Here is a 24,507-nt window from a genome sequence, read left to right on the forward strand (position 1 = left end):
ATATTAAAAAATCGCACATAGAAAGGCCGGAAAAGAAAAAACATTTATTCACCCTGAAGTGCAGCACCTCATAGAAAATCTTAGAAAATAGAAATCATACAAACATTCGAATTTGAAAGTCTGCAGGCTAACAGAACCTCGTCATAACGTTTGGTGCGTCAATAATTAAAATCGCACATGAAAAGGCTAAAAATCAAATTGGCTATAACGGTACGGCTTTGCGATGGCCGGGATTTGAAAACGTAAACAGTCTTGCCGACGTTGAATTTACTTTTTAATAACGAACATCAAGTTTACCGTCTTGCCCGGATATTGCAAAACTATTGTTGGTAGCAGTTGGTTTCGTTAGTCGTAAAGTCGAACTGCCATCAGCAAAATATTCCAAAGAGCAAAAAGGTCGCTTCCTTTGTCAGCATAAAGTATGTAACTATTTTTTTCCTTGTCAACAACTGTCATTTGATGCCATTCTAATTTTTCGCTTTCCCTTAAGTCAACCAACTTATTACTAGAAGCATTGTCAATAACTGTTGGCTTCAGTTCTTGAATGTCTTGAATAATAATTTTAAAGACATCCTTATTGTCATTGCAAATAATTTGTCGGCTGCAAACAAGTGTCCACTTTTTACTCGGACTTGTGAAAAATAAAACTGGTTTTCCTGCCACAAACTTCTCTATGTAAACATTTAAATACTGCTGAACATCTGCTGATAGTTCATTATAAAAGAAAGAATAATTTGTCGGAAAATTATATTTCTTCGCTTTCCAAATTAGCCTGTCTACTAAAAATTCGTCCGTTTTTTTCATTAAGAATTTAAATGCTATTCTTCTATAACTATTCTCTGAGAACCGCCAAATTCAATTGCTACCAACGTAACGGCTTACTGATGGCCGGGAGTTTGAAAACGTAAACAGTCTTGCCGCGATTGAATTTATTTATAAAACCAAGCATCACGTTTACCGTCTGCCCGGTTATTCAGTAAACTATTGTTGCCTGCTGTTTTATGCGTCTAAGTATAAATATTTATTGAACCAGCTTTTATTAATTTTTACAGCAATGATTTTGTCTTTATGAGGTAATTCGTAAGTTGTGTCATACCATTTTTCTTCACCAGAAGTCAAGTTTTTTAATTTAACTCTATCATATGAGTTTGTATTATCTTGATACCAAATATTCACAACCTTGCCAATTGTATATTCTTCTGCATATTTAAGTTGTTTAAAGATTTCGTCCCCATATTTGATAGCTTTTTTCTTTGGCAAGATATTGTAGAGCTGATTAGAATCAAGCTTTTCATTTGAAACAATTGTCTTTATTTCTTCGTCAGTCAATACAAGAAAAGCGCTCGCTTTTTCTTCTCTTGATTGATATAGTCGCCATTCTTTTAGCAGTTGAAACTTTAATTTTTGATAAGGGGTTAATTCTATCTGTTTAGATTCCAATCCCTTCACGAATGAGGTGTTTGTTTCTAAACTTGAAAGTCTTGCAATTTTAGAGGGATCTTCAACAATGTTTAGTGAGTCAAACTTTTTTCTTACTCCGTTAACTTTAATATTATTAATCTCTTCAATTAAGGTTTGATATGCTTCTGGGTCTTCTTTTCGTGATATTAAAATTCCCATTTCAATATTGTGTTGTTGGGAATAGTCATATAAGTTCATAGAACAAATAATCGCTTTTTCTTCATTAAGGTAACATTTGGCGTGCAGGTTGTTTTTCTCTATTACCTTCAAGTCCTCGATTTCTTTTATCCACTCCAATTCTGTTTTCTTAAGTTCGGACTTCCCATAAATAATTACAATTTCAGAAAGTGTCCAAATTTTACTTTTTGTTTTAAGTCGTTCTTGTATTTGAGAATTGACTTTCAAATATGGTGAAACCAAAATTATCTTGTCTTTAGCGTCCTTAATGAGTTTCATTAATTCGCTTGAAATTGCTTGTGTTTCTAAAAATTTAGCCATTAATTGTTTGTTGTGTCATTCTTAGTGGGTGAGAAAATAGCAGGCAACGGTACGGCTTACTGATGGACGGGAGTTTGGAAACGTAAACAGTCTTACCGAGCTTGAATTACTTTGTAAAAATAAATATCACGTTTACCGTCTTACCCGGCTATTAGTAAACCGCTGTTGCAAGCAGGTTTTGGGTCAGTATTGATATTAGCCAAAGAAGCAATGATGTTTATCTTCTTCAACTAGTCTGATGAATTCTTTCAAATTTCTGACCGTCGGTTGTATTGGATAGCTGTGCCATTTTAAGTCAGCTCGCATCCAATAGACCTTCCAATTGTTATTCTTTTTTACATAAGTTGTTTTAGCAAATGGATATTCACAGATTATTTCTGGCTTATCCCATCTAGGTCTAATTTCAAATAAAATTATGCTTTGCCCGTCTATTTTATAACCTATGTCTAACTGATTCCTTATTTCTATTTTAGGCCTTTTCCTTTCAAGAAAATTCTCCATCACTTCAATAATATCAACAGTCTGCAAAATATCAATAGCCATTCTTTATGTTTTACGTTGCTGCAATTTTGCCAAGCTTTTTTGGTCAACACTTGGCGATTTCCCAACCTGATTTTGTTATGTCTTGCTCTTTTGACCCTAGCCAAAGACAATCGGTCGCTTAAGCCAAATTTAAAAAAACAAGACCAATAAACTTGAAAAATTAGAATTGAGAAACGTCCGTACAATGCGCACTTTGGCTCAAGTCTTACAAGAGGTCTAAATACGTTTTGTCTGTCTTTGATTGTTGATGAAACTGCTCGGATAAACTTGCTTGCAACGGTACGGCTTACTGATGGACGGGAGTTTGGAAACGTAAACAGTCTTACCGTGAATGAATTTACTTTGAAAAATGAACACCAAGTTTACCGTCTTACCCGGCTATTAGTAAACCGCTGTTGGCAGATATTTATTTTAAAAGATCCAAGTCTTTTTGCAGTACTACCTGCTCGTCATGTAAACCGTATTCTTTAAAAAATTTAATAAGATCATCTAATCGTCGTTTATTATCATATTTAAGCAGCCAATTTATTTTTTTCTGGCATTCCGAGCAAAGTCTGCTAGGTGAACTATCTATTTCCTGCAAAGTATTACTTCCATTCATTAAGCATTTAGCCAAAATACAATGTCTGAGGTTTAATATATGTCCAATCTCGTGAGATGTTACTTTGATCATCCTGGAGACAAATTTTCGAAGTTCAGATGAATCTCCATTCCGATTATGGAATCGATACATTGATGTCACAGAAACCTTGTCTTGATAGGAAGCAAGCCCAAAAACATAATTCCACCTCTTGTCTGGATACAAATCTTTTGATGTCACCGCGGTAAGGGCAATTGCGTCATTAGTAATACGAATCTTTAAAATATTATGAAGGATGTAAGGAGCATAAATCTGAGAAATATCATCTCGAGTTTTTCGAATCGCCGAAACAGGAACCAACGAGTCAGAAAAATTGTCTAATACTTTAACTTCCCGTTGAAAAAAAATGCTTAAATACTTACCAGAAATAGCAATGACTTCTTTCTGAACACTGTCAAAGGCTCCTATTGGAACAATATATATAAGGTCCCTACCGACAAATTTTGATTTCGGGTTCAGCGCTTTATAATCGCTCAAATACTGCTCTCTTTCCTTATGACTATATAACCATTCTCCCTTTTGTGGCTCCCCTAAATACTTGTCATTTTTTTGCAATTTAGAAAAGTATAAATAGTCCTCCTGTTTTACTTCGTCAATGCTTGAATTGCATGACAACAAAAGAAAAATCAATATGTAGGATACCAGTCGCATAAATTTCTGCCAACGGTACGGCTTACTGATGGACGGGAGTTTGGAAACGTGAACAGTCTTGCCGTGAGTGAATTTATTTAAGAAACTGAACAACACGTTACCCGTCTACCCGGCTATTCAGTAAACTGATGTTGTGGGCTGTAATTTGTCACCAAGTTCCTCCTGGAGAAAACAAGAAATCAATAGGAGTGTCAAGGTCATAAAGCCATTGATACCCTTCTGCTTCCTTACTGCAAAAAGGTTCAATTAAGAAAATCATCTCTTTATATTTTTCAATTGTCAAGTTACAAACAAAAGTGTCATTGTTGATGATAGCAATACCTCTATCAAAATCAGAAATCTGGAGCCTCAAATTACAATTAACAGCTTGCACAAATTCAAGACCAGATAAGTCTATTTGCTTTTTATTTTCAACAATTTCAGATTGAATTTTTTCTTTCAGCAACTGAGCTTGCGTATTGTCGAAATCATAAATCCGGATGAGTTGATTTGGGTCAGCATGTGGAAATCTTCCGCTATCGCTAATGTCATCAATAAATTCAATTTTCATTTTGTCATAAACATTATTAGAAAAAGGGATCCGATAACCCATTTACATGCGTCTGACTTACTAACTTAAGAGAATGCATAAAGGTTCTACAACGAGTTGTCGCATCTCCTATTTAACTGTGTCAGATTATAGCCCACAACGGTACGGCTTACTGATGGACGGGAGTTTGGAAACGTAAACAGTCTTGCCGAGGTTGAATTTACTTTGAAATATGAACATCACGATTACCGTCTTACCCGGCTATTAGTAAACCGCTGTTAGCTGTGGTTTTCTCTATTTATCAAGTCCATATTTCTGTCCATATTCTCTAACTCGCATTAAGAAATGAGGATTTGAATTTTTATCATTTAAAAATCCTTCGTATTCACGTTTAGCCTTGTCGATTTTTTTGAGTTCTCCATAAATTATTAGTTTTCCCAAAGGTGTCAGCACCATATTTGCATCATCTAACTCTTGAAGCACTTTTTCTGTGCAATTAAGTCGATTAAAGTATGGTAGAATAAAATCTGCCAAGTTTTTTCTCATTTCGGCAATTAGTTGTTGCTCGTCAGTTCGCTCCTGAATGTCATACCATGTATCATGCTGGTTTCTTAGGTTTCCAATTCTTTTCCTTATCAAACATTCTGGTTCAGTTGGATAGTCTGGAAGTCCTTTGTCGCTGTAATTGTAAAATGCAAGCCAATATTCAGGAACAAAAATTCCTGTATTTATGGTAAACCGAATATTGTCTTTATTGCCAAACGAACTCTTTTGGATATTAATGATTTGTCCTAAAGTGTCAAGCTTTAAATAAAAATTATTCGCTCTTTTCTTAAAGCCCAGTGGCTTCAATATTTCGTGAAATCCGTCCTTTACTACTTTATCAAATTTGATTTCTGCTCCTGTCTTCATATTTTTTTGAAGTGTCTTTGAAAATCACAGCTAACGGTACGGCTTACTGATGGACGGGAGTTTGGAAACGTAAACAGTCTTGCCGAGATTGAATTTACTTTGAAAAACGAACAACACGTTTACCGTCTTACCCGGCTATTAGTAAACCGATGTTATGCACAGTTTTTTAGTTTGTCAACCCATCTCTTCAACTCTGCAAGAAGACTGTCTCTTGTTTCAATCTTTAAATCCAAATTTTCTTCAACCCGCAATGGATAGTCATTGTCTGAGAGTTCATTAAACAAATCGTACAGTCCGTAAGCTGCCTCAAAACCTATGCTGTCATAACAATATTTTTCGCTTTCAGAAAAAAAGTCATAACTATTGATTGCCTTTTGCAATATTTCCTTTGTCCCATCAATCACATCTATATTTTTACACAATATCTCGTCAACTAAAGCCATTGCATAATCAATGGCCGCCTGTCTTCGATCGGGAAGAATTATATTTAGTTCCTTAAGCGAAAACTCAAAATAATAGTCAATAACAAAAGAAGATTCGGATTCACCGAGTCCAGCAAGTATCCGAAGCGATGGGCTATCGAATCCTTCTTCAAGCCCGATCATACCGACAGAAGGAAGTTGGCTTTTTGTCAAGTTTCCCGTCACATACTTTGCTATCTGTTGTCTGAAATTCATTATTTGTACGTCGCCCTAAAATTGTGCATAACGGAAAGGCTTTGCGATGGCCGGGATTTGAAAACGTAAACAGTCTTGCCAAGATTGAATTTACTTTGAAAACCAAACATCACGTTTACCGTCTTGCCCGGATATTGCAAAACTATTGTTATGCGCGATCCCTCATTTCATTCGAATATACTCGACTTTAATATTAGAATTTTCTACGCCAACATACAGATTGTCCGAAACCTTAACTAGTCTATTCAAAAGTGTACTGGAATTAGCAACGCTTCTTTTTGAAAACTCTATCATTGTGTCTTGCTGAAATATTTTGACATAGTCGAAAACAAAAAAAACCTTTTGGTTAATTATATACTTTCCGTCAATAACTGTGAAATTCTCCTTCCCTTCTTGACCTCCTGCAGGAGTAAATTTCTTTTGCCATTTTCCACTGAATAAGACATCGGGCATAATTTCTTTTTCGTCGAGAGCAGAATTTACTTTCAAGTCATATATCTCAGAGTCCCGCAATTTAATCAACTCCTCTAATGCGCTCAACTTTTTGTCATACGTACCTTTCAATTCGATATCCAATTTAGCTAAGGCATTTTTTAAGTTCTCATTCTCAGAATTTCTTTCCGAAATATTTAGCACCAATGTACTATTTTCCTTACTTAGTCTTTGATTATCATCTCTTCCTCTAATGAATTCTGCTTTATCCGCGTTGTAGTCATTGTCTAGCTGAAAAAATTGTTGGCTGAGTTTATCATACCTCACTTTTTCAACAACCTTGGATCTGTCAACACGTTTAAGAATAAATGGTTGAACTCTTAGCTTAAAAAAATAAGTGATTGCATATGTGATATAAGTAAAAACATAAAAAAAGAATACAGAAACCAATGCAATGAAAACAGGACAAAACAATAATCCATATAACCTCTTTTCCGAAAGGATTTTGTTAATAGCCAGAATTTTGTCCTGAAGAACAGTGCCGCTGTCAAAGTTTAAAACAGTATAGATTAAGTCCCAATTATGGATTGCCCAAACTAATAGAAAAGTCCCTCCGAAAACTCCAGAAATTCTCCTTTTCAAAGTTTGCCCAATATCTCTAATTTCTTCCATGGTCGTTGTGTTTTTTGCGCATAACGGTACGGCTTACTGATGGACGGGAGTTTGAAAACGTAAACAGTCTTGCCGCGAGTGAATTTACTTTGAAAAATGAACAACACGTTTATCGTCTTACCCGGCTATTAGTAAACCGCTGTTGTGTGTGAGTGCCAAAATCAGTAGAGTAGCTCTAAAATATCGTCGTTATAATTAAAGTTTGTTATTGTCCACTCGCGGTTACTCCTATATAATATGAAATCAAACTTTAAATAATACTTGTCAAACTTAAGAATGTAAAAGCGCTTGCAGATGAAGTCTTTAATCGTCCTTTCAATAATAAAATCGTATGAAACAATACTTCCGTAAGCTGGAGCGAGATTGTCCATTTGATAATTCATTGTACTCTTTAAAGTGTCTATAGCGTTTGGGTGCATAATAGAATTTTTCTTTAAAATTTCCAATGCGCTGTCAACATTTTCATTTGCAAACAGTTTCATTATTGTGTCACAAACCTTTTGAATTCGAACTTTATCATTGTCATTGTAATCTTTTGTACTCTGTCCGAAAGAAACTAGAGTAATACATAGAGAAAGTACTGTCAGCATTTTTTTCATACTTCTTGCTCAATTTTGGTGTTCGCTGGCATTACACACAACGGTACGGCTTACTGATGGACGGGAGTTTGGAAACGTAAACAGTCTTACCGTGAGTGAATTTACTTTGAAAAATGAACAACAAGTTTACCGTCTTACCCGGCTATTAGTAAACCGCTGTTACCGGCTGCCGCTCTTGCCGTCCGAAAGAGTGTCATGCAATTTTTGTTTCTAATAATTTCTCAATTTTGTTGCAGGCTTCCTTATTATTCGTATAAATGTCAGTTACGTCAAACTCATTTATTCTCACTATTGGTTGAAGTCCGTGCAACAGTGGAAGTAGGTCCCGAAAACAATCAAGGTAAGCTCTCTGTGCTGTTCGTCCACCTTCAAAGTTAAAGTCGGTCGTAGTTTTTGCTTTTCGGTATTTGTCCGCCTTTTCCTTGTGAGTTTTGCAAAGTTGTTTCCATTTTTCAATGCTGAAATTTACTTTTAAGTCAGTCGGATAGAACTCAAAAGTTTTAAGTCGGGCTGAACTGAAATGCTGGTGCTCGTCAAACTCAAGTATAAAGTTATGTTGTCCTCCGAAGTAAGCATCACAGTCAAGTGTCAATATCCGTTTGGCTTGACTGGCTTCCTTGTCCCCATTTAGAGAAGTGAATATTTTGTCAATGGTCGTGAAGTATTTACCGAAATGCTCTTTAGTGTGTTTATTTACAAACCAGTCAAAGGATATGTTAGTCTGTGCTCGTTCACTAAGAACTGTTGCTATTATGCCCGTGATAAGTTTTTGCCTGTCGCCTACTGCCATATTTTTATCTAGAGTTGGAAGTCTTAGAATAATTTTTCAAAACGCCAAACCAAAAAAACAATATGGCTATTATCACAATTACAAGCACATTTCCATAGTCAGGCCCTGGTAATTCAATGTAATCGCCTACATCTTCATATCCTTCTCTTGTTCTAATCGTTTGAGTATTTCCAATATGAGTTGTTGAAGTCGCCTCTAAAATTGCGAGAATAAAGAGTCCGCCACTTATTACACCAGATAAAATACGATTGAGTATGGGTTCCAATTTGCCTGCTGATTGCCAGTAGTTCCAAACCCAACTCAATAGAAGCCAAATAATAAGTGGTATAAGAATAAGGTAGCTGGTGCGAATAAGCAAACAATTTTCCAAAGAGTGGTCAATTGGACCCCAGACAAGTAGGATTACAAAAATTGTCCCTGTGAGGTAATTTCTAAAAGTCATTTAGTGTCGTCTTACGGTTGCCGGTAACGGCAAGGCTTACTGATGGACGGGAGTTTAGAAACGTAAACAGTCTTGCCGTGAGTGAATTTACTTAGAAAACTGAACATCACGTTACCCGTCTACCCGGCTATTCAGTAAACTATTGTTGGCGGTTCGGGCTTATAACTCTCTGAACAATATAGCTTCCTCTGGATTTTTAATAGCAGATAATATATTCTCAGCAACTTTGTCAATCAGTTTATTGCCCCAAAATGGATCAGTTACGTCGTAATAAATAACTCTTATATGTTGAAGGTCAAAAGGAACGTCTTCTTGATTTGAAGAAACAAGAACAACTGGCTTCTTCAACGCGTGTGCTAAACCAAGTTCATAAAATACATTCGCATTTCTCTTAGTTAATTCAGCAATTAAAACTTTAGCAGAATTTATCCCACTCCATATTTGGTCTATTATTTTGCCTGTTCCAAATATGTCTTGGTCAGCCCTAATAGGATTGAGCCCAGCTTTTCTAATTGCAGGGTCATAAATCTTGCTGTAATAATCTCCAAGTGGCGATGCAAATGGCTGCATTACAAAGCAAGTATCCGTATCGGATATGGCAACAGCTTTACCCAGCTTTTTCAACTCAGAATTCGAGTCAACCAGAGATGAAGAAGAACTTGAAATATCAATAACCCTCGTTTTTTCCCCGTTTTTTTCGAGCAATTTTGCTGTTGTTAGGGATTCTGAAAAAACGTCTGTAAACTCTGAATGCTTTTCTTCAGGAACTTTAAATGTTTCTGTAAGTGCATTGTCAAAAAACTTTCTGTCCGGTAAATTTTCGCCGCGATAATGTTTATATACATCACTAATTACTGGTGCTTTTAAAACAGCTTCCCTATAACCAGTTAGCTCATCTTCGGAAGTTTGAGGACGAAGAATTTTTTTCGCCAGCTCTGTTAATTTTATTTTTTTGGGTGCTGGTCGTTCAAGTAAACCATATTTTAAAGAAGAACTAATCTCTGAAGCATATGGTCCATTATTGTAAGTAACACCGACATATGTTGCAGACTCTTGGTCAGTACATTCTTTTCCTGCATTTTGATCTAATATTGCTTTGGGTATCCTCAAAGCCTTTTCAATTGAATGTCTCGGGAAGTTAGATAAAGCTGTAGGAGAAGTGCTTTTCTTTACTGCTTTCTTTGGAGCTGCTTTTTTCTTTGTAGAAGCGCCTGTCTTCCTTGCTACCTTCTTTGTGGCCTTCTTGACTTTTGTCTCTGCCTTAACTTCGGTTTTAGGTTGTTCATTATTTTCTGATGCCATTTGTCGTTAATTTATTAGTCATGGTTGAAATTACTTACGAAGGTGGATGTAGCCTGACCGCCAACGGTACGGCTTACTGATGGACGGGAGTTTGAAAACGTAAACAGTCTTGCCGCAAGTGAATTTTATTTAAGAAAACTGAACTTCACGTTACCCGTCAACCCGGCTAGCAGTAAACCGATGTTACAGGCAGTATTCATCTCTTAGCAAAGTCTGTCAACACTTTCGTCTTTGAAAGTAATTTCAAGTTTTGTTTTTCACTTTTATCGAATCCAGATTGATCAATAATGTCAATACATTTCTGAAAAGCCTTCAAAGACTTGGTGTCGTCGTAAAGAATAGTTAGCAAATGCTCGCAATACTTATCAATTTTTTTACTGTTAAATGGAGGCAAAACGTCCTTCGAATTCGTAATTCTGAAGAGCATTAAAATATGAAATCTGACCTTTTTGTATGAAGAGTCTATCGAACCTCGTCTAAAAAACGTTTCCAACTTGAAGTAGCAATAAGCACTTGTATAATATGGCGAAAACAAATGGTCATTTCCAAATATAGAAGCCTTACCTTCATTTAGGCGTCTGACTATTGTACCAAAAAAGCTGGTAACGTTGTGGGGTTCATCTAAAAACATCGCTGCAAACGATTTAATCTGGAAAGGAACAGTAATAATCCTTGATCTTTGCACACTATTGTCGGCATTATATTGTTTTGACCGGCGTTCGTAAAAAATTCGCTCATCACCGTTAAATGAATTATAATACTGTTCTAAACTCCTTTGGAATTGCGTGAGAGAGGCGAGTTGTTCCTTCTTTATGGGAGTTTGATTGTTTGTGGCTAAAGTAATCCTGGTTTTAACCTCATCATCATTTGTAGCAATGAGTTTAATTGGAACTTGAACCTTAGAAATATTACTTCCATGGCGATTATTATACAACACATTACTCGTTTGGCATCCGTTAACAATTTGGTAATCAGTAATAGTGAACTGGTCTCCAGTTGGAGAAATTAGGCTAGCTACAATTGTAACACCATTGTTTAGAACGCTAAAAATCTCAGAATCATCACTATTTAAGGTCATTGCTATACCGCCATTAACATCATTATTATCTCCTTGAAAATCTCTAACATTATCCTCAAAAACATTTAAAAGGATGTCGGAATCGTCTGCTACTATTTTCAGAAACTCACTAAAAGGAACTAACCCGATATATGCTTGCGATACACCTGCTATCTTGGGTATTGTAACTCTATTGTTAAAAGAGATTGTCGTTGAAACAGATTCCTTTGTTTTTCTGTAGGCAGTTGCCAATTCTCTTGCGCCAAATGGAGTAAACTTTATATTTTCAAATAAATTTGTCTGTTCAAGTGCTGCAACGCCATTTTCTATTACAGCTTTTAAATTCGCATCATCAACCCATTTTCCTGTAGTCACATAAAATAACTTTAACGACGGGTTCTCTCTGAACTTGGGTGCCTTTTCAAAAAGGTAATTCGAAATATCAGCAAGCCTTTTAACGTCCTCGTTTCTTACTAATTTAGGCTTTATAGAAAAGAAATCGAGAATGCCAAATAGAAAAGTATTCATGTCACCACTATCGAAACTAGAAGAGGTTTTTGACTGAGTAAATACATATTCAACCTCTAGAAAGTTGTTTTTCTCCAATAAGTCATCAATTTCATCAGTAGTTTCAATCAACTGACCATTAACAATTATTCCAATTCCGTCCAATCCTGTGTCACCACCTTCACCAACAGTAACTGTTTCAATGTCAAATGTCTTATTGTATTCACCAGAGATCACAGCATAGTTGACTAGCTTTTCAAAGTCTTTTGCTTCACCTTCAGATTTAATTTCAAGATTTGTAAGTAGTTCTGAGATTAAACTTTCTGTAATTCTGTCCATATTTTTTGTTTGTTAAGTGTCGTGGGTATTGCCTGTAACGGTACGGCTTACTGATGGACGGGAGTTTGAAAACGTAAACAGTCTTGCCGAGATTGAATTTACTTTGAAAAATGAACAACACGTTTACCGTCTTACCCGGCTATTAGTAAACCGCTGTTGTGGGCCGTTACTAATCTGATGCAAGCTTCTTAATAATAGTCTTTAAAGTTTTGTCATCCACATTTGCCAGGTCAGACTTATCGTAAATGGTCAATAGATATACTTCCTCGTCTGCTGTGACGACATAAGTTATCACCCTTGCCCCTCCGCTTTTCCCTTTGCCCTTGCTTTGGATAGCAACCCGTATTTTAAAAGTATTATTGCCTAAAGGAGTACCAGTCTCTGGAGATTCAGCCAATGACTTGCTTAGGTCTAAAAGTTCATTCTTTAACGATGGAAATTTCTTTATGAGCCTTTTTGCCTCTTTTTTAAAAGTTGAGGTCGGAATAACCTTATAACTCATTCAGAAAGTCATTTAAAGTCTGCTTACGGGACTTTGAGCGCTGTAAAGTTTTGACTTCCTCAAAAGCCTCTTGTAAGTCGCTTTTAATTTTAAGAGTTTGCTCATATTTCTTCAACTTATTCAATACCTTTTCCCACTCCGTAACGGGAAGCTGAACAGCCTGAGTCCGGCCGTGAATATCATTGACATATTGAAGTGCAATTTTCATAAAAGCAAATTTAAGCCTTTTATTATTCTCTTACGGGCGTCAAAAAGAAATGGTATAAATACTTGAAAATCAAATATTTTTCAGCCGTCAAATTATAAAAGTGAATTAGAGCCAGTCAGCGAATAATGGCCCACAACGGTACGGCTTACTGATGGACGGGAGTTTGAAAACGTAAACAGTCTTACCGAGCTTGAATTACTTTGTAAAAATAATATCACGTTTACCGTCTTACCCGGCTATTAGTAAACCGATGTTATGGGCAGGGCATTTATCTACTATTCAGTCCCAATGCCTTCTTTAAACTTTTGCAAATATGTTAACTCCAGGTCTGCGTGCCCTATTTGTTTATACAGATTCGATAGTTCTAAATAAATGTATGCTGAAGAAGGTCCGTTTGATTCGCTAATCTTAAACGCTTCCACTGCTTCTAAAATCATGTTCTCGTCACGAAGTAAATATCCCAGATCCTCAGCTACAACATTTTTGTTTTTTGCTTTAGTCAACCCAGCTCTTAAAACTTTAATCCCAACTTGAGGATTTTCTTTTGCGAAATATAGCTCATAGTTACCAAAACAGTCGGATGCAACTGCTGGAACTATAGACCGATCTTGCTCGTACAAGTTTTCAACAACTAAATGTCCACCTGAATTCATTTTAACAACAGTCTCAGCTATTCTTTCAGGTATCAATATTAAAAGGTAACAATCAACAGTTTCGTCTGCTGAAACCTGAAACGCTTTAACCAAATAAATATTCTCGTCTTCCGGCAAAAGCTCTAATGATGTCGGCTCAATAGTCCAATCAAGAATATTATTATCGTCCTGATTCAACACGACGAAAATTTCAGTCTTAATATCTGAGTAAATATCCTTTATCTTCATTTTGATGTCAAATGGCTTTGCCCATAACGGTACGGCTTACTGATGGACGGGAGTTTGGAAACGTAAACAGTCTTACCGTGATTGAATTTACTTTGAAAAATGAACATCAAGTTTACCGTCTTACCCGGCTATTAGTAAACCGATGTTAGCACCAGTTTGACTATTTAGCATATCTTTCAAAAAGCTTGATTGCATGAGATTTGAGATCATCATATTTTAGATCGTCATTAAAACCGATACCTGGATTATAATGCGCCCCATTTTTGCTGGCGCACAATAAATATTTTGGTCCTCCCAAAGAAACAGAAAAAGGCGAGAACTCAGTCTGAACACTTAAAACAATTTCCCCATCCTTGTCTATCAAATAAAAAATATGCTTGTTGTATATTTTTCCTTTATTTTCATCTTCGAAGCGTTCGAAAACCTGGATAGAATAGTCACCCCATTTAAATTGATCAAAGCAAAATTTATCTTTCAATTCACCAGATAGCAATCCACTTTTATGTGCTCCATAAAGAAGTGACTTATAAGAGGCAGCTTTTTCATAGTCCTTTTTACCATGGTAAACTTGAACCAGCTTCGCCATCGATTGATAATCGTCAGGAGTCAATTGTAACACCTGCAAAAAACTGAATTCAGATTGCTCAAAATTATTTTTCAAATACTCCAAAAGACCTATATTAAATAACGTACTTATGTAAGAATCTGAATTCTTTTCGATTCTACTTTTTGCTGTATAATAAGCCTGCAATGCGTCATTGCTCCGATTCAATTCTGAATAAATTTGCCCTATCATAAGAAAGGGTCGGTCTGGACATTGATCAAGTCCCGTAGCTTTCTTATAGCTTTCCAACGCCAGTTCATATTCATTAAGATTATAATAAGAATCACCGATGCCGCTATAAAAAAGTGCGTCATCAGGCTTAATACTAATCGCGGTTTTTAAACTTTGAATTGCTTCTTTGTATTTTCCCATATAATTAAACGTGGAACCTTTTATATAATGGGAAGCGTGATTGCTGCTATCTTTCTTTATAGATAAGTCCATAAACTTAAGACAGTTCATGTCGTCTTCTTTCATATAATAGGCATGACCAACGTAATACAAGGATTTCGAAGAATAATTCTCATACTTTGACGAATACTCATAAATTATTATGCCATACTGTTGGCTATCCGTCAAAGACTTCAACCTATCAGTAATTATATCTTGTGAAAAAACTGTCAAAGTAAAAAAAACAAAGATTAATGTAGTCAATATTTTTTTCATACCTGTCTATAAAAATTGGTGCTAACGGTACGGCTTACTGATGGACGGGAGTTTGAAAACGTAAACAGTCTTGCCACGATTAAATTTACTTTGAAAACTGAGCATCACGTTACCCGTCTACCCGGCTATTCAGTAAACTACTGTTGTGCGTTCGCTTGTTTATGTTAGTCGAGAAGTGCAAGCCGTAATAAAATCCAAATGGTCAAACTAACGCATGAAATTAACAACATTCTAGTCCCATGATTTCTTTCAGTCTCTCTATAAGCATAAACACGTCGTCCATCAGGGAGAGTTTTTTTGAAATAAGCAAGAGTCCAACCAATTATAATTCCAAATAGTCCACCAAAAACAGACGACACATAACCTAAATAGATGAAATACTTATGCGCAGAATCCGGCTTAGCCAACTCTTTAACTCGATTCACTTTTAAAAGATTGGCAACTTCAGGCTTTATTTCATTCCCTCTGTCGCGAAGTATCTTTTGCGCTAACTGATAATCAAAGTGCCCCCACTCGTCTGGCTTAGAAATAATTTCGACTAGTTCCTCGTCTGTAAATTCAAACAAATAGTAATCAGATTCTACGTCATGAAGACTCTTCTGATAGTATTCATCAAGCGCTTTATGAGCATCTGAAAATTTTTCAGAGCTGATTTTAATACTGATGTCGTGTTCTATTTGATTATTAGCAAAGCTCGGGTCAAAAAACTTTTGATTATTTTCCAACAAACATTCAACACCTCCTTCCTTAAGTCTTTCGGCAACCTGCTTCGCCAATTCAAGGTCATTAAATTTCTGAAATGTCAAGTAAGTATTTGTCATATACCAGTCTATTTAAAGTGACGCACAACGGTACGGCTTACTGATGGACGGGAGTTTGGAAACGTAAACAGTCTTGCCGCGAGTGAATTTACTTTGAAAATTGGGCAACAAGTTTACCGTCTTACCCGGCTATTAGTAAACCGCTGTTGGGCGAAGTTTTAGAAAGCATTTGTCCATGTAGTTTTGAGTATTCCAAATATCACAGACATTTCTTGCTCAAATTGCTCTTTGCTTATTTCGTTTCCTATTCTTTTTGCTAGTTGTCTTTTTTGCTTACCAGTCATACTGGATACTTGAATATCCGTACGTTTCCAATCTAGATGATTTGGATAACATTCCTCTAAAGATCCAAAGGGTAAAAAAACAATTTGCTTATTTTTAGTTAAGTCCGAAAAGCGACTCAAAAAGTCTTTGACGCCTCCTTCTCTTTTTAAGGATGGTTTGTCGCAAAGAATTTGAATTTTATCTCTATAAAGGCTCTTATTAAGTGGAGAAAAAGCTTTTTCGATGGAATTAATTGTCCTTTCAGTTTGATCAGTATCGCCTTCAGCCGAAATAATTTGAATTTGACATTCATTAGAATAATGCCTTTTTATAACACGGGTCAAAAATTCCACTTCACTAGGGCCTTCAACTATTAAGAAATTTCTTGGCAACAAAAGATCAGAAGGACTTCCTCCTAGCAATTCATAAATTATGTAAGGCTTTTCAAGTTCGCCTATAGGAAAAATTCCAGTTTCTTTATTAATTTTTTCAACCTTGAATATTTGTTATTGATCATGTTCATCTGCAACTAAAACAGATGAATGGGTATTAATAAATACTTGGTCCATTGTTATTGAAAGTTCAAGTAAGACATTCTTCAAGTTTCTTTGGGCTGTTGGATGCAAGTGCAATTCCGCCTCGTCTATAAAAAACAGAAAAGATTTGCCAATATCTTCATTTTGACGCCGAAACTCTGCATATGCCTGAATTATCGCTAACATTAATGCTCGCTGCATTCCGTCACCTTTTTCTGAGGCAGTTGTCTCAACACCGTCATCAACCGTTGTATCAAAATTTTTGAGTAAGTCTTCAAAAACCGGCGGAGTAACCTCAAATTTCACTTTTGTTGTATCAGGAAATTGCTTTTCTAAATGCAATTTTACTTTATTACCCAAATTGTCGAATTCAATTTTGACATCCGATTTTTCATCTTCAAATAATTCTGTGAATTTTTCTTGAAAACTCTTGTATTGAGAATTTTTTCCAAGATAGTTGCTAATACGCCAGAAAGCATTATGCCAACAGGCGTTGTTTTCCCATATTTTGCAACGCTTTCAAAGTATTGTTTGGTACTGATGTATTCAAACCTAGGCAAAAAGTCATTAAACGCCGTGTCGAACCCAGTAGGCAACTTTTCAATCTCTTTATCATCAATTATTATTTTTCTCTTATTGTCAGAACTGCTTCTTTTTACTTTAATTGAATCACTATATCCAATAACACCCTTTATTTTTGTTCCATTGGCTTCGTTTTTCATTTTCTGAATTCCGTCTTGCGCACCTACAAACTCTATTTCAACAATGATTTCGTTGTCTGGATTTCTCTTAAATGAAATATCTTTTAGACTTACAGATTTTCCCGTTCCCAGGTAAAACCACTCGACAGCTTCGAAAAAATTTGTCTTTCCACAATTATTTTGTCCAACAAACACGTTGAAATCTTTGCAGTCAATGACTGCTTCTTTAATTGAACGGAACTGAAAAATCTTAATCTTGGAAATTTTCATTTATGATAAGTTTCGATTGAAATTTCGCCCAACGGTACGGCTTACTGACGGACGGGAGTTTGGAAACGTTCGCAGTCTTGCCGAACGTGAATTTACCTTGAAAAATGAACAATACGATTACCGTCTTACCCGGCTGACAGTAAACCGCGGTTGTGTGCCGTTATTCAACAGTTATGCCTTCATCTTCTCCTAAATAATATTTTATTAATGAAGAGTCAGCGGTAATTAATTTATTGTCGGTGTTAAAAAATTGCGATGAAGAGTTGATAACGCTCGTTTTAAAATAAACTGTGTCTCCGCATGTTGGACTTACAAGCCATTTTTGAATAGTGTCATACAAAATATCAGCCTCAATAGTCCTATCCTCATAGTAATAAACCCATCGTCCCAGTTTATAGCAATATTCGTCATATCCATAACCCATAGGACCGCAATTTCTTAAAATACTGAAACCATAATTACCTTGGCATTTTACAACGCCAGATGCATAGTATTTAGTCCATTTTCCTATTTTAAACCCAACTCTGTCAGAAACGTGACACTTACCAACTTGCCCAATTGCATACGAACCATCCTCCGAATTTATTAAAGTGTCTAGATGTAGTATCAATTTTTGGCCCAAAATGGGGTTGCAAGTGTATGTTGTCGAATCCCCAGGAATGTCTATGTAAATCGCCTTATTTGTCGTGCAGGCAAAAAAGTAAATGGCGACCATACATATTGTAAAAAGTCCTTTCATAGTTTAAGCGTCCATTACAATGGCACACAACGGAAAGGCTTTGCGATGGACGGGATTTTAGAAACATAAACAGTCTTGCTGCGAGTGAATTTACTTTGAAAAATGAACACCATGTTATCCGTCTTACCCGGCTATTGCAAAACTACTGTTAGCCGCATTATGGTTTTACTTAATAATGATATGAAAGTAAGAATTTAGTTCCTTAATGTCAGCCCGTGAATACTATCAACAAATAACTTTCGAAAAAGTCAATGTAGTGTTGGTCATTTTTAACAACAACAAGCTCTGATCGATTATTGATAGTCCAACTCTATTCAATGAAAATTAAAGACTATTTGTCAAACCCATACCTGACTGTGGGTTAAAAATCTATCCTGTTTTACTCATGCAATTTTCGTCTCTGCTTGAATACATTGTAAGCCTGTATAGTCATCGGCACCAATTGATTACTAAGCAAACTAGATTGTTCGCCGTAAAATCTCATGTTGTCATACAATCTGCTTGCATAATTGTCGTCTTGTCCATTCAGGAGGTCAGATCGAATGTTCCAAACTCTGTGCTGCAATTCGTTCGTCCATTTAAAAGCATCCGCAATTTCTACAGGAGTTGCTTGCTCGTCAGACCATATTGCTCTACCGGATAGTGTGAAACAAAAAAGGAACTCGTCTAAGAACTTTATTTTGTCCACTACGGCAAGTGTGCTTAGTTCATCCAATATCCGTCGAAATTGCTCATGTTCTCTACTCATCATCTATGATAAAATGTCTTAGAATGCTGTTGCGGCTAACGGTACGGCTTACTGATGGACGGGAGTTTGGAAACGTAAACAGTCTTGCCGAGGTTGAATTTAATTGGGAAAATGAATATCAAGTTTACCGTCTAACCCGGCTAGCAGTAAACCGACGTTATGGGCTGGGCTTCTTTGGTCTTCCATTAATTTAGTCCTCCAATTCAGCTTTGTCCGCATACATTCTTGAATATTTAAAGTCGTCAAAATCCGAATAAAAAGTCGTGCTAGGATAACCTTCTTTTTCTTTTTTGCTTGTCCAAGTTAAATGAACTAAGGCAAATTGGTTTTCAAATTCAGGTTTCCTAATTTCAAACAAAACATAGCCATTTCTTTGGTCGTGACAGAACGCAGAAAAATCGCTTTCAAATAATGGGTGTTTTGTCGTATTCCTTAGAAAGTTAAAGATAGATTTGTCTCCAAATCCCAATTCTTTTTTGAGTTCGTCTTCAAAAGCAATTTTCTGCTCGATTTTTAATTCATTCCAAGGTTCTTCCGTAAAAGGTCTCGGTGGATTAGTCAAGAAAAAGTCTTGAATAATTTTACTATTAACGCCAACAATATTTATCCTTTTTGGTTCGTCTGGAAGTTCCGTAATATCGTCAATAGTGTAACCGCCTTGAGGAAATAGAAAAACTCCATTTTTCAATTGAACATTTAGTCGCAAAGAATACCACTTCTGATAATCTTGCTTATTTGTCTGCCAAAACTCCCAAACGGATTTCTGAATTTTTTCAAAGTATATTTCTGTCGGAGAAAATTCTCCAAACATTCCACCCATACTTTCGTCACCGACTTGCAAATCTGTCGTCCCGATTAAATGTCTATGTGAGAATATTTTTGCTTTCACGTTGTCTGTCTTTTAGCCTTGCCCATAACGGTACGGCTTACTGATGGGCGGGAGTTTGGAAACGTAAACCGTCTTGCCGAGAACGAATTTGTTAGAAAAATGATTTGCCAAGTAACACGTCAGCCCGCCTATTCAGTAAACCGATGTTGTAAGTATAGCCTATCTTATCGTAAGCTTAAGATCAGTTCTTGATCTGCACTGGCGTCATTTCGTAAAATACTCCCAAATAATAATGCCAAACTGTGTCAAGACCCGAGGGCATGTAATATTCTATATAACTCTTTTTGATTAAAGTCTTGTAATACATAACTTCTTTCTCAAATAACTTTTGTAATTGGCCTTTAGAGTATCTATAAACATATAGCATTGTAGTTTGCCCGTCGTAGTCACCACGTTTATTTATTTTCTGCTGGTCAACTACTACAACTAGTTCTTTGTCTCCGTCTCCGGCAAAGTCGAATTCATAAATTTTTAAAGAACTAAAATTTTCACCTAGTGTTTCTGCAACTTTTCGTCCGTTATACGTTATTTGAAAATAGCAAGCACCATGATCGCAGCCTGATTTTATTGTCTCTCCACTTGAAAGTTTACCATATGCCTCCATCTTTGCCGTGAGTACAATAGATTTTGTCCCAACAAAAGAAACATTGGATGAATAAGTCTGCGAATAGCTGGTAATTGATAAAATTAAAAGTGTTGCTAGTGTTAAGATTCTCCTTATTTGCATGGTGGTCGTTTTAGGCTTACTTACAACGGTACGGCTTACTGATGGACGGGATTTTGGAAACGTAAACAGTCTTGCCGCGAGTGAATTTACTTTGAAAAATGAACATTACGATTACCGTCTTACCCGGCTAGCAGTAAACCGATGTTATGGGCAAATTAAAACAGGTGTCAAATAAAGTCATGAAATAAGGTCGTCAAAAGGCTATGTTCTGACGACCTTGCTTACTCTTACTCAACCAATCGGATAATTAGCAGTTTGGGCATCGTCAATACCGAAACACGTCCACCATCCAAAAAGCCCAGATCAGTCAGCCATTTACCATTTAATAGAATCTCTGAAACGTACGTTTCACTGTAGAGGTTTTTCTTGACTCTCGATTGAATTTTCAAGCTACGAACTTCTGGTCGCTTCAATCCATTTTGTCTACTGGTTCGCATATGGAAAAATTTTTAAATAGTCCAATGGTACTGCGAACCAGCAAACAGAGTTTGAAAGTACGGGACTCCCACCCGCTCTCCATTGGACTATAACTTTGAATGTAAATTGTCATTTGTTGCTGTTTAACTGATTCGCAATTCAAAGTTATAAATCCAGTTTGGTGAAATGTCGCCACAAAATCTTATCTGGTTAAAACACGGTATCCAAAAACAAAAGGACTTTGAGCGTGTAATTTCAAACCCAATTGTAAATCTGCAATCTATTGATTTACTATCCGTTTAAAACTCCTCCAAGATTCGGTTAAAACACCTATTGCCTAGGTTAAAATAAAAGGGAAAAATCTTAGAAATAGCCTGCGTCATTTTAGAAAACCGTCAAAGCAATACGAAATCCATACGCTCCGATTAATTGCCCATAACGTAACGGCTTTGCGATGGCCGGGATTTGAGAACGTAAACAGTCTTGCCGTGAATGAATTTACTTTGAAAACTAAACATCACGTTTACCGTCTTACCCGGCTATTGCAAAACTATTGTTGTGGGCTAGTTGCCCGCTGGTAAGCGGGTAAAAAATAATCAATCCTTGTCAGCCAGGAACGTCTGCATTACCAGCCAACATACTTTGGGGGTGTCAAACCACAAAGCCTCAAATAAACAAGCAACTGACCTCGATGATGCGTCTGATGATCGCTTAAAAGATTAATTATCTGAAGCTTGCTCATTGGCCCGGCAAAAATTTTACTGTGTCAGAAAGATTAGTTGCTGAAAACCGCGTCAAAACAGCAATAGCATAATCATAAGTCCGAACCACAACTTTTCGAATACTGTCTCTGTTTTGAAGTTTACCGTCCTCCTTTGACACTGGATTATTGCCAGTCGATAAATATGAAGAACTCAGCCAACCAAGGTTTGAGCAAATATGTAAAAGTTGCTCTCCAAAACTCATTTCCTCTTTCGTCGGCCGGAAACCGTATTGGTGTTCAGGCATGAGATCAGCTACCTTTAACGTATATTCTTTAGAGTTTTTCAATTTCGTCAATGCTGAAGCGATAAATAAAGAATCATTATTCTGTGCGCCCACAAATAAAGAAGAAGCAAACAGAAAGGTAAAAACACTCAGAAATCGCATATAATTTGTTTTGATGAAACTGCCGAAAAAAACGTCGTCAATTAAAACAACAAGATTTTCGAAATCAGATTTTACCGCGTCAATAAATATCAGTCTTTAGCAATTTTAGCATGTATCAATCCAGAAGGGCAATAGCCCACAACGTAAAGGCTTACTGATGGCCGGGAGTTTAGAAACGTAAACAGTCTTGCCGTGATGAAACTTACTTAGGAAACTGAGCACCACGTTCCCCGTCTACCCGGCTATTCAGTAAACTACTGTTAGCGGATGGCCACTTATAGGAAACAGTCTTGAATCTTTGAAACCCAACTTTCAACTTCCTTGTCGGCTTTTAAATCCTCAATATGCTTTTTTGTTAAAAGCGGTGAACCTTTGTAAGCAAGTGTCGGCTTAATTGCTTCGGGACTTTCTCCTCGGATATGTGTTTGCCCTGCAGCTTTTAAAGCTTTTAGAAATACTGAAAGTTCCTTGGGTACATCTTTAATTTTCCAAGTATCAATCCAATTAGGTGTAGATGTGTCGAAAAATATATCTGTCACCTTATACAAACCTCCAATCAAGTCTGGATGAATATAATTCTCTATTTCATACATTATAGTCTGCGTTCCATAATTTTTACCACCTCGACCGTTTACAGCGGCAATTGATGCTGCGTATTTTGCAACGTCGCTATCATAGATATGAATTTCTGGAAGATTAAGCTTCTTTAAGTAATTGTTTTTAACCCATTGTTCGAGGGTGGCGCCGCCTAGAAATATAGAAATAACCTTTTCATTATTTTCAATGTCTAGTCCGAATAGCTTTAAGAGGTTTTGAAAGAATATAATATCGTTGGGACCTTCCAAACACAAGATAACTTTTAGTTTTTCAATTGCTTTTGGAATATCAGGTAAAACGCCTAATGTATTGGCAATATCTTCAAGGTTTTTTTCGCTGCCGACATCAATAGTAACTTTCTTACTTTTATCCTTTTGGATATATCGTATACTATTTATGGGCACTAGTCTTGATAATGCTGGACTATGTGTTGAAACTAGAACTTGTGTATTGTCATTTTTTGATAGCGAAACCAAGGCTTCAATTAACTTCTTTTGCCAATCTGGATGTTGTGAAGTTTCAGGTTCTTCTATTGCATAAATGACATTAGGATTATTATTTTTTGTCTTTTTCCGTTCAGCTTCCGCTCTGAAGAAATTTATTAAAATTAACCGTCTAACACCGCTACCTCTTTTGTTCATTGGAACATCATCACTTGAAAGTGTTGGTTTGAATAAGTCTGCCCATTTTAACTCTTTATCAAATTGAGGTTTAAGCTTCTCCGCAACATCTTCGTTCATTTCTTTGAGTTTGTCGATAGTTAAATCTGCAATCTCTGAAACTTGCTTCTCTACACGCTCTTTTATTCTGTTTAAAACACCTTGATATTTTTTTAGTGCTTGTTCTGCTGCAAATTTTAGCGGATTTTGAACTTCCGTATCCTTCTCATCATTTTTTCTGTCCGCTTGAAACAATGCGTATAATGGAAGGTATTGCAAGATTTTATCCCAAATATTTTTTAGCCCTTCTTGGTCTACATCTAATAATGTTTCTATTGTGTCTAATTTAATGCCTGGATGTTCCCTAATTGCTTTTCTTATATCTGAACTAATCTTTGCATTGTATTTCGTTTTATCAACAGTCAAATCAATTGCTCTTTGTTTCAGGTCTTCTATTTTCAAGAGCAACAAGTCTTTTAGATTTTTTTCTTTAAAGTGTTGACATGCTATTTGAGTTTTGACTTTTGAAGCATATGTCTTCTTTATCTCTAAATCGTTTGTTGCATTGACAAGAAATTCATCTTGAAGAGAAGTTTCAACAGTTGAGTCCAAAACAAGTTTTGAAGGCAGGTCTTTAAAAATTACTGTGATAGTTGGATACTCCTTTGCTGAAGCATAAATGCACCTATCATTAGCATCGATTTTTCTATTCTCAAAAAAGATGTCTAAAGCCTCAAATATTGTCGATTTGCCGATGTCGTTTTTACCAACAATGACCGTCAAGTCGTCAAAGTCGATAACTGTTTCATCTTTATAGCCTCTAAAATTTTGAATTTTTACTGTTTTAATTTTCATATCTGTTTTGGTTCGTAGAGAGTGTCTTGGCTTTCCGCTAACGGTACGGCTTACTGATGGACGGGATTTAAAAACGTAAACAGTCTTGCCGGGATTGAATTTGCATTAGAATATGAACATCACGTTTACCGTCTTACCCGGCTATTAGTAAACCGCTGTTATAGGCAGGCTTTTTCAATGTCTACTGCAAAATCAGACATTCGCATTCCTTGTCCATACAGTT

The 24,507-nt window shown here is 36.3% G+C and carries 26 protein-coding genes and 1 pseudogene; all 27 read right to left on the bottom strand.

The genetic code is table 11. From position 1 onward, the window contains the following. Window positions 1-345: 345 nt before the first annotated feature. The 27 genes and pseudogenes from M4J38_RS17680 to M4J38_RS17805 all read right to left on the bottom strand — a co-directional run bounded on the left by M4J38_RS17680 (window position 346) and on the right by M4J38_RS17805 (window position 24,284). Window positions 346-804: a hypothetical protein gene (locus M4J38_RS17680; RefSeq protein WP_251761135.1), complete on the bottom strand. Its 459-nt coding sequence runs from the start codon at window positions 802-804 to the stop codon at window positions 346-348. 195 nt (window positions 805-999) lie between these two features. Then, a complete protein-coding gene (locus tag M4J38_RS17685; RefSeq protein WP_251761136.1) occupies window positions 1,000-1,959 on the bottom strand; it encodes a phospholipase D-like domain-containing protein in 960 nt (319 codons plus the stop codon). 195 nt (window positions 1,960-2,154) lie between these two features. Continuing rightward, entirely contained in the window at window positions 2,155-2,502 is a 348-nt protein-coding gene (locus M4J38_RS17690) for a DUF3024 domain-containing protein (RefSeq protein WP_251761137.1), read from the bottom strand. A gap of 406 nt (window positions 2,503-2,908) precedes the next feature. Next, window positions 2,909-3,793, bottom strand: coding sequence for an archaemetzincin (locus M4J38_RS17695; protein ID WP_251761138.1), 885 nt, complete (start codon window positions 3,791-3,793; stop codon window positions 2,909-2,911). A 148-nt stretch (window positions 3,794-3,941) separates the two neighbouring features. Next, window positions 3,942-4,343 carry a hypothetical protein gene (locus M4J38_RS17700; protein ID WP_251761139.1) on the bottom strand — a complete coding sequence of 134 codons (402 nt, stop codon included), beginning with the start codon at window positions 4,341-4,343 and terminating at the stop codon, window positions 3,942-3,944. Window positions 4,344-4,616: 273 nt separating this feature from the next. After that, window positions 4,617-5,234 (bottom strand): DUF4304 domain-containing protein, encoded by a 618-nt coding sequence (locus M4J38_RS17705; RefSeq protein ID WP_251761140.1) that lies wholly within the window; start codon window positions 5,232-5,234, stop codon window positions 4,617-4,619. A 152-nt stretch (window positions 5,235-5,386) separates the two neighbouring features. Beyond that, window positions 5,387-5,911 carry a hypothetical protein gene (locus M4J38_RS17710; RefSeq protein WP_251761141.1) on the bottom strand — a complete coding sequence of 175 codons (525 nt, stop codon included), beginning with the start codon at window positions 5,909-5,911 and terminating at the stop codon, window positions 5,387-5,389. Between the two features lie 162 nt (window positions 5,912-6,073). Continuing rightward, on the bottom strand, window positions 6,074-7,015 hold the full coding sequence (locus tag M4J38_RS17715) for a hypothetical protein (protein ID WP_251761142.1): 942 nt from the start codon (window positions 7,013-7,015) through the stop codon (window positions 6,074-6,076). A gap of 161 nt (window positions 7,016-7,176) precedes the next feature. After that, the gene (locus M4J38_RS17720; protein WP_251761143.1) at window positions 7,177-7,614 is read right to left on the bottom strand and encodes a hypothetical protein; all 438 of its coding nucleotides are present in this window, start codon (window positions 7,612-7,614) and stop codon (window positions 7,177-7,179) included. Window positions 7,615-7,807: 193 nt separating this feature from the next. After that, on the bottom strand, window positions 7,808-8,404 hold the full coding sequence (locus tag M4J38_RS17725) for a hypothetical protein (protein ID WP_251761144.1): 597 nt from the start codon (window positions 8,402-8,404) through the stop codon (window positions 7,808-7,810). A 4-nt stretch (window positions 8,405-8,408) separates the two neighbouring features. Next, entirely contained in the window at window positions 8,409-8,669 is a 261-nt protein-coding gene (locus M4J38_RS17730; protein ID WP_251761145.1) for a hypothetical protein, read from the bottom strand. A 336-nt stretch (window positions 8,670-9,005) separates the two neighbouring features. Further along, on the bottom strand, window positions 9,006-10,148 hold the full coding sequence (locus tag M4J38_RS17735; RefSeq protein WP_251761146.1) for a hypothetical protein: 1,143 nt from the start codon (window positions 10,146-10,148) through the stop codon (window positions 9,006-9,008). A gap of 196 nt (window positions 10,149-10,344) precedes the next feature. Continuing rightward, window positions 10,345-12,051, bottom strand: coding sequence for an AIPR family protein (locus tag M4J38_RS17740; RefSeq protein ID WP_251761147.1), 1,707 nt, complete (start codon window positions 12,049-12,051; stop codon window positions 10,345-10,347). Window positions 12,052-12,220: 169 nt separating this feature from the next. Next, a complete protein-coding gene (locus tag M4J38_RS17745) occupies window positions 12,221-12,553 on the bottom strand; it encodes a type II toxin-antitoxin system RelE/ParE family toxin (protein ID WP_251761148.1) in 333 nt (110 codons plus the stop codon). Beyond that, window positions 12,543-12,761 (bottom strand): hypothetical protein, encoded by a 219-nt coding sequence (locus tag M4J38_RS17750; protein ID WP_251761149.1) that lies wholly within the window; start codon window positions 12,759-12,761, stop codon window positions 12,543-12,545. Before M4J38_RS17750 ends, M4J38_RS17745 begins: the two co-directional genes overlap by 11 nt. A 275-nt stretch (window positions 12,762-13,036) precedes the next feature. Continuing rightward, window positions 13,037-13,642, bottom strand: a complete 606-nt coding sequence (locus M4J38_RS17755; protein WP_251761150.1) for a M48 family metallopeptidase — start codon at window positions 13,640-13,642, stop codon at window positions 13,037-13,039. Window positions 13,643-13,802: 160 nt separating this feature from the next. Continuing rightward, window positions 13,803-14,723 carry a tetratricopeptide repeat protein gene (locus M4J38_RS17760; RefSeq protein ID WP_251761151.1) on the bottom strand — a complete coding sequence of 307 codons (921 nt, stop codon included), beginning with the start codon at window positions 14,721-14,723 and terminating at the stop codon, window positions 13,803-13,805. Window positions 14,724-15,076: 353 nt separating this feature from the next. Next, window positions 15,077-15,733 (bottom strand): hypothetical protein, encoded by a 657-nt coding sequence (locus tag M4J38_RS17765; protein ID WP_251761152.1) that lies wholly within the window; start codon window positions 15,731-15,733, stop codon window positions 15,077-15,079. 158 nt (window positions 15,734-15,891) lie between these two features. After that, window positions 15,892-16,419: a hypothetical protein gene (locus M4J38_RS17770; protein WP_251761153.1), complete on the bottom strand. Its 528-nt coding sequence runs from the start codon at window positions 16,417-16,419 to the stop codon at window positions 15,892-15,894. Between the two features lie 84 nt (window positions 16,420-16,503). Further along, the gene (locus M4J38_RS17775; RefSeq protein ID WP_308217831.1) at window positions 16,504-17,040 is read right to left on the bottom strand and encodes an AAA family ATPase; all 537 of its coding nucleotides are present in this window, start codon (window positions 17,038-17,040) and stop codon (window positions 16,504-16,506) included. Between the two features lie 32 nt (window positions 17,041-17,072). After that, window positions 17,073-17,504 (bottom strand): annotated as a pseudogene (locus M4J38_RS19720) (AAA family ATPase); the annotation flags it as partial. 160 nt (window positions 17,505-17,664) lie between these two features. After that, complete coding sequence (locus tag M4J38_RS17785; RefSeq protein ID WP_251761154.1) at window positions 17,665-18,243, bottom strand: hypothetical protein; 579 nt, start codon at window positions 18,241-18,243, stop codon at window positions 17,665-17,667. Window positions 18,244-19,181: 938 nt separating this feature from the next. Next, window positions 19,182-19,880 (bottom strand): hypothetical protein, encoded by a 699-nt coding sequence (locus M4J38_RS17790; protein WP_251761155.1) that lies wholly within the window; start codon window positions 19,878-19,880, stop codon window positions 19,182-19,184. 181 nt (window positions 19,881-20,061) lie between these two features. Continuing rightward, a complete protein-coding gene (locus M4J38_RS17795; protein ID WP_251761156.1) occupies window positions 20,062-20,607 on the bottom strand; it encodes a hypothetical protein in 546 nt (181 codons plus the stop codon). Window positions 20,608-21,649: 1,042 nt separating this feature from the next. Then, window positions 21,650-21,766 carry a DinB family protein gene (locus M4J38_RS19860; RefSeq protein WP_374662973.1) on the bottom strand — a complete coding sequence of 39 codons (117 nt, stop codon included), beginning with the start codon at window positions 21,764-21,766 and terminating at the stop codon, window positions 21,650-21,652. Beyond that, window positions 21,763-22,173 (bottom strand): DinB family protein, encoded by a 411-nt coding sequence (locus tag M4J38_RS17800; RefSeq protein WP_251761157.1) that lies wholly within the window; start codon window positions 22,171-22,173, stop codon window positions 21,763-21,765. Before M4J38_RS17800 ends, M4J38_RS19860 begins: the two co-directional genes overlap by 4 nt. Before the next feature lie 275 nt (window positions 22,174-22,448). Beyond that, a complete protein-coding gene (locus tag M4J38_RS17805) occupies window positions 22,449-24,284 on the bottom strand; it encodes an ATP-binding protein (RefSeq protein WP_251761158.1) in 1,836 nt (611 codons plus the stop codon). Between the last annotated feature and the right edge of the window lie 223 nt (window positions 24,285-24,507).

This window comes from Parasegetibacter sp. NRK P23 (genome assembly GCF_023721715.1).
Taxonomy (GTDB): Bacteria; Bacteroidota; Bacteroidia; order Chitinophagales; family Chitinophagaceae; genus Parasegetibacter.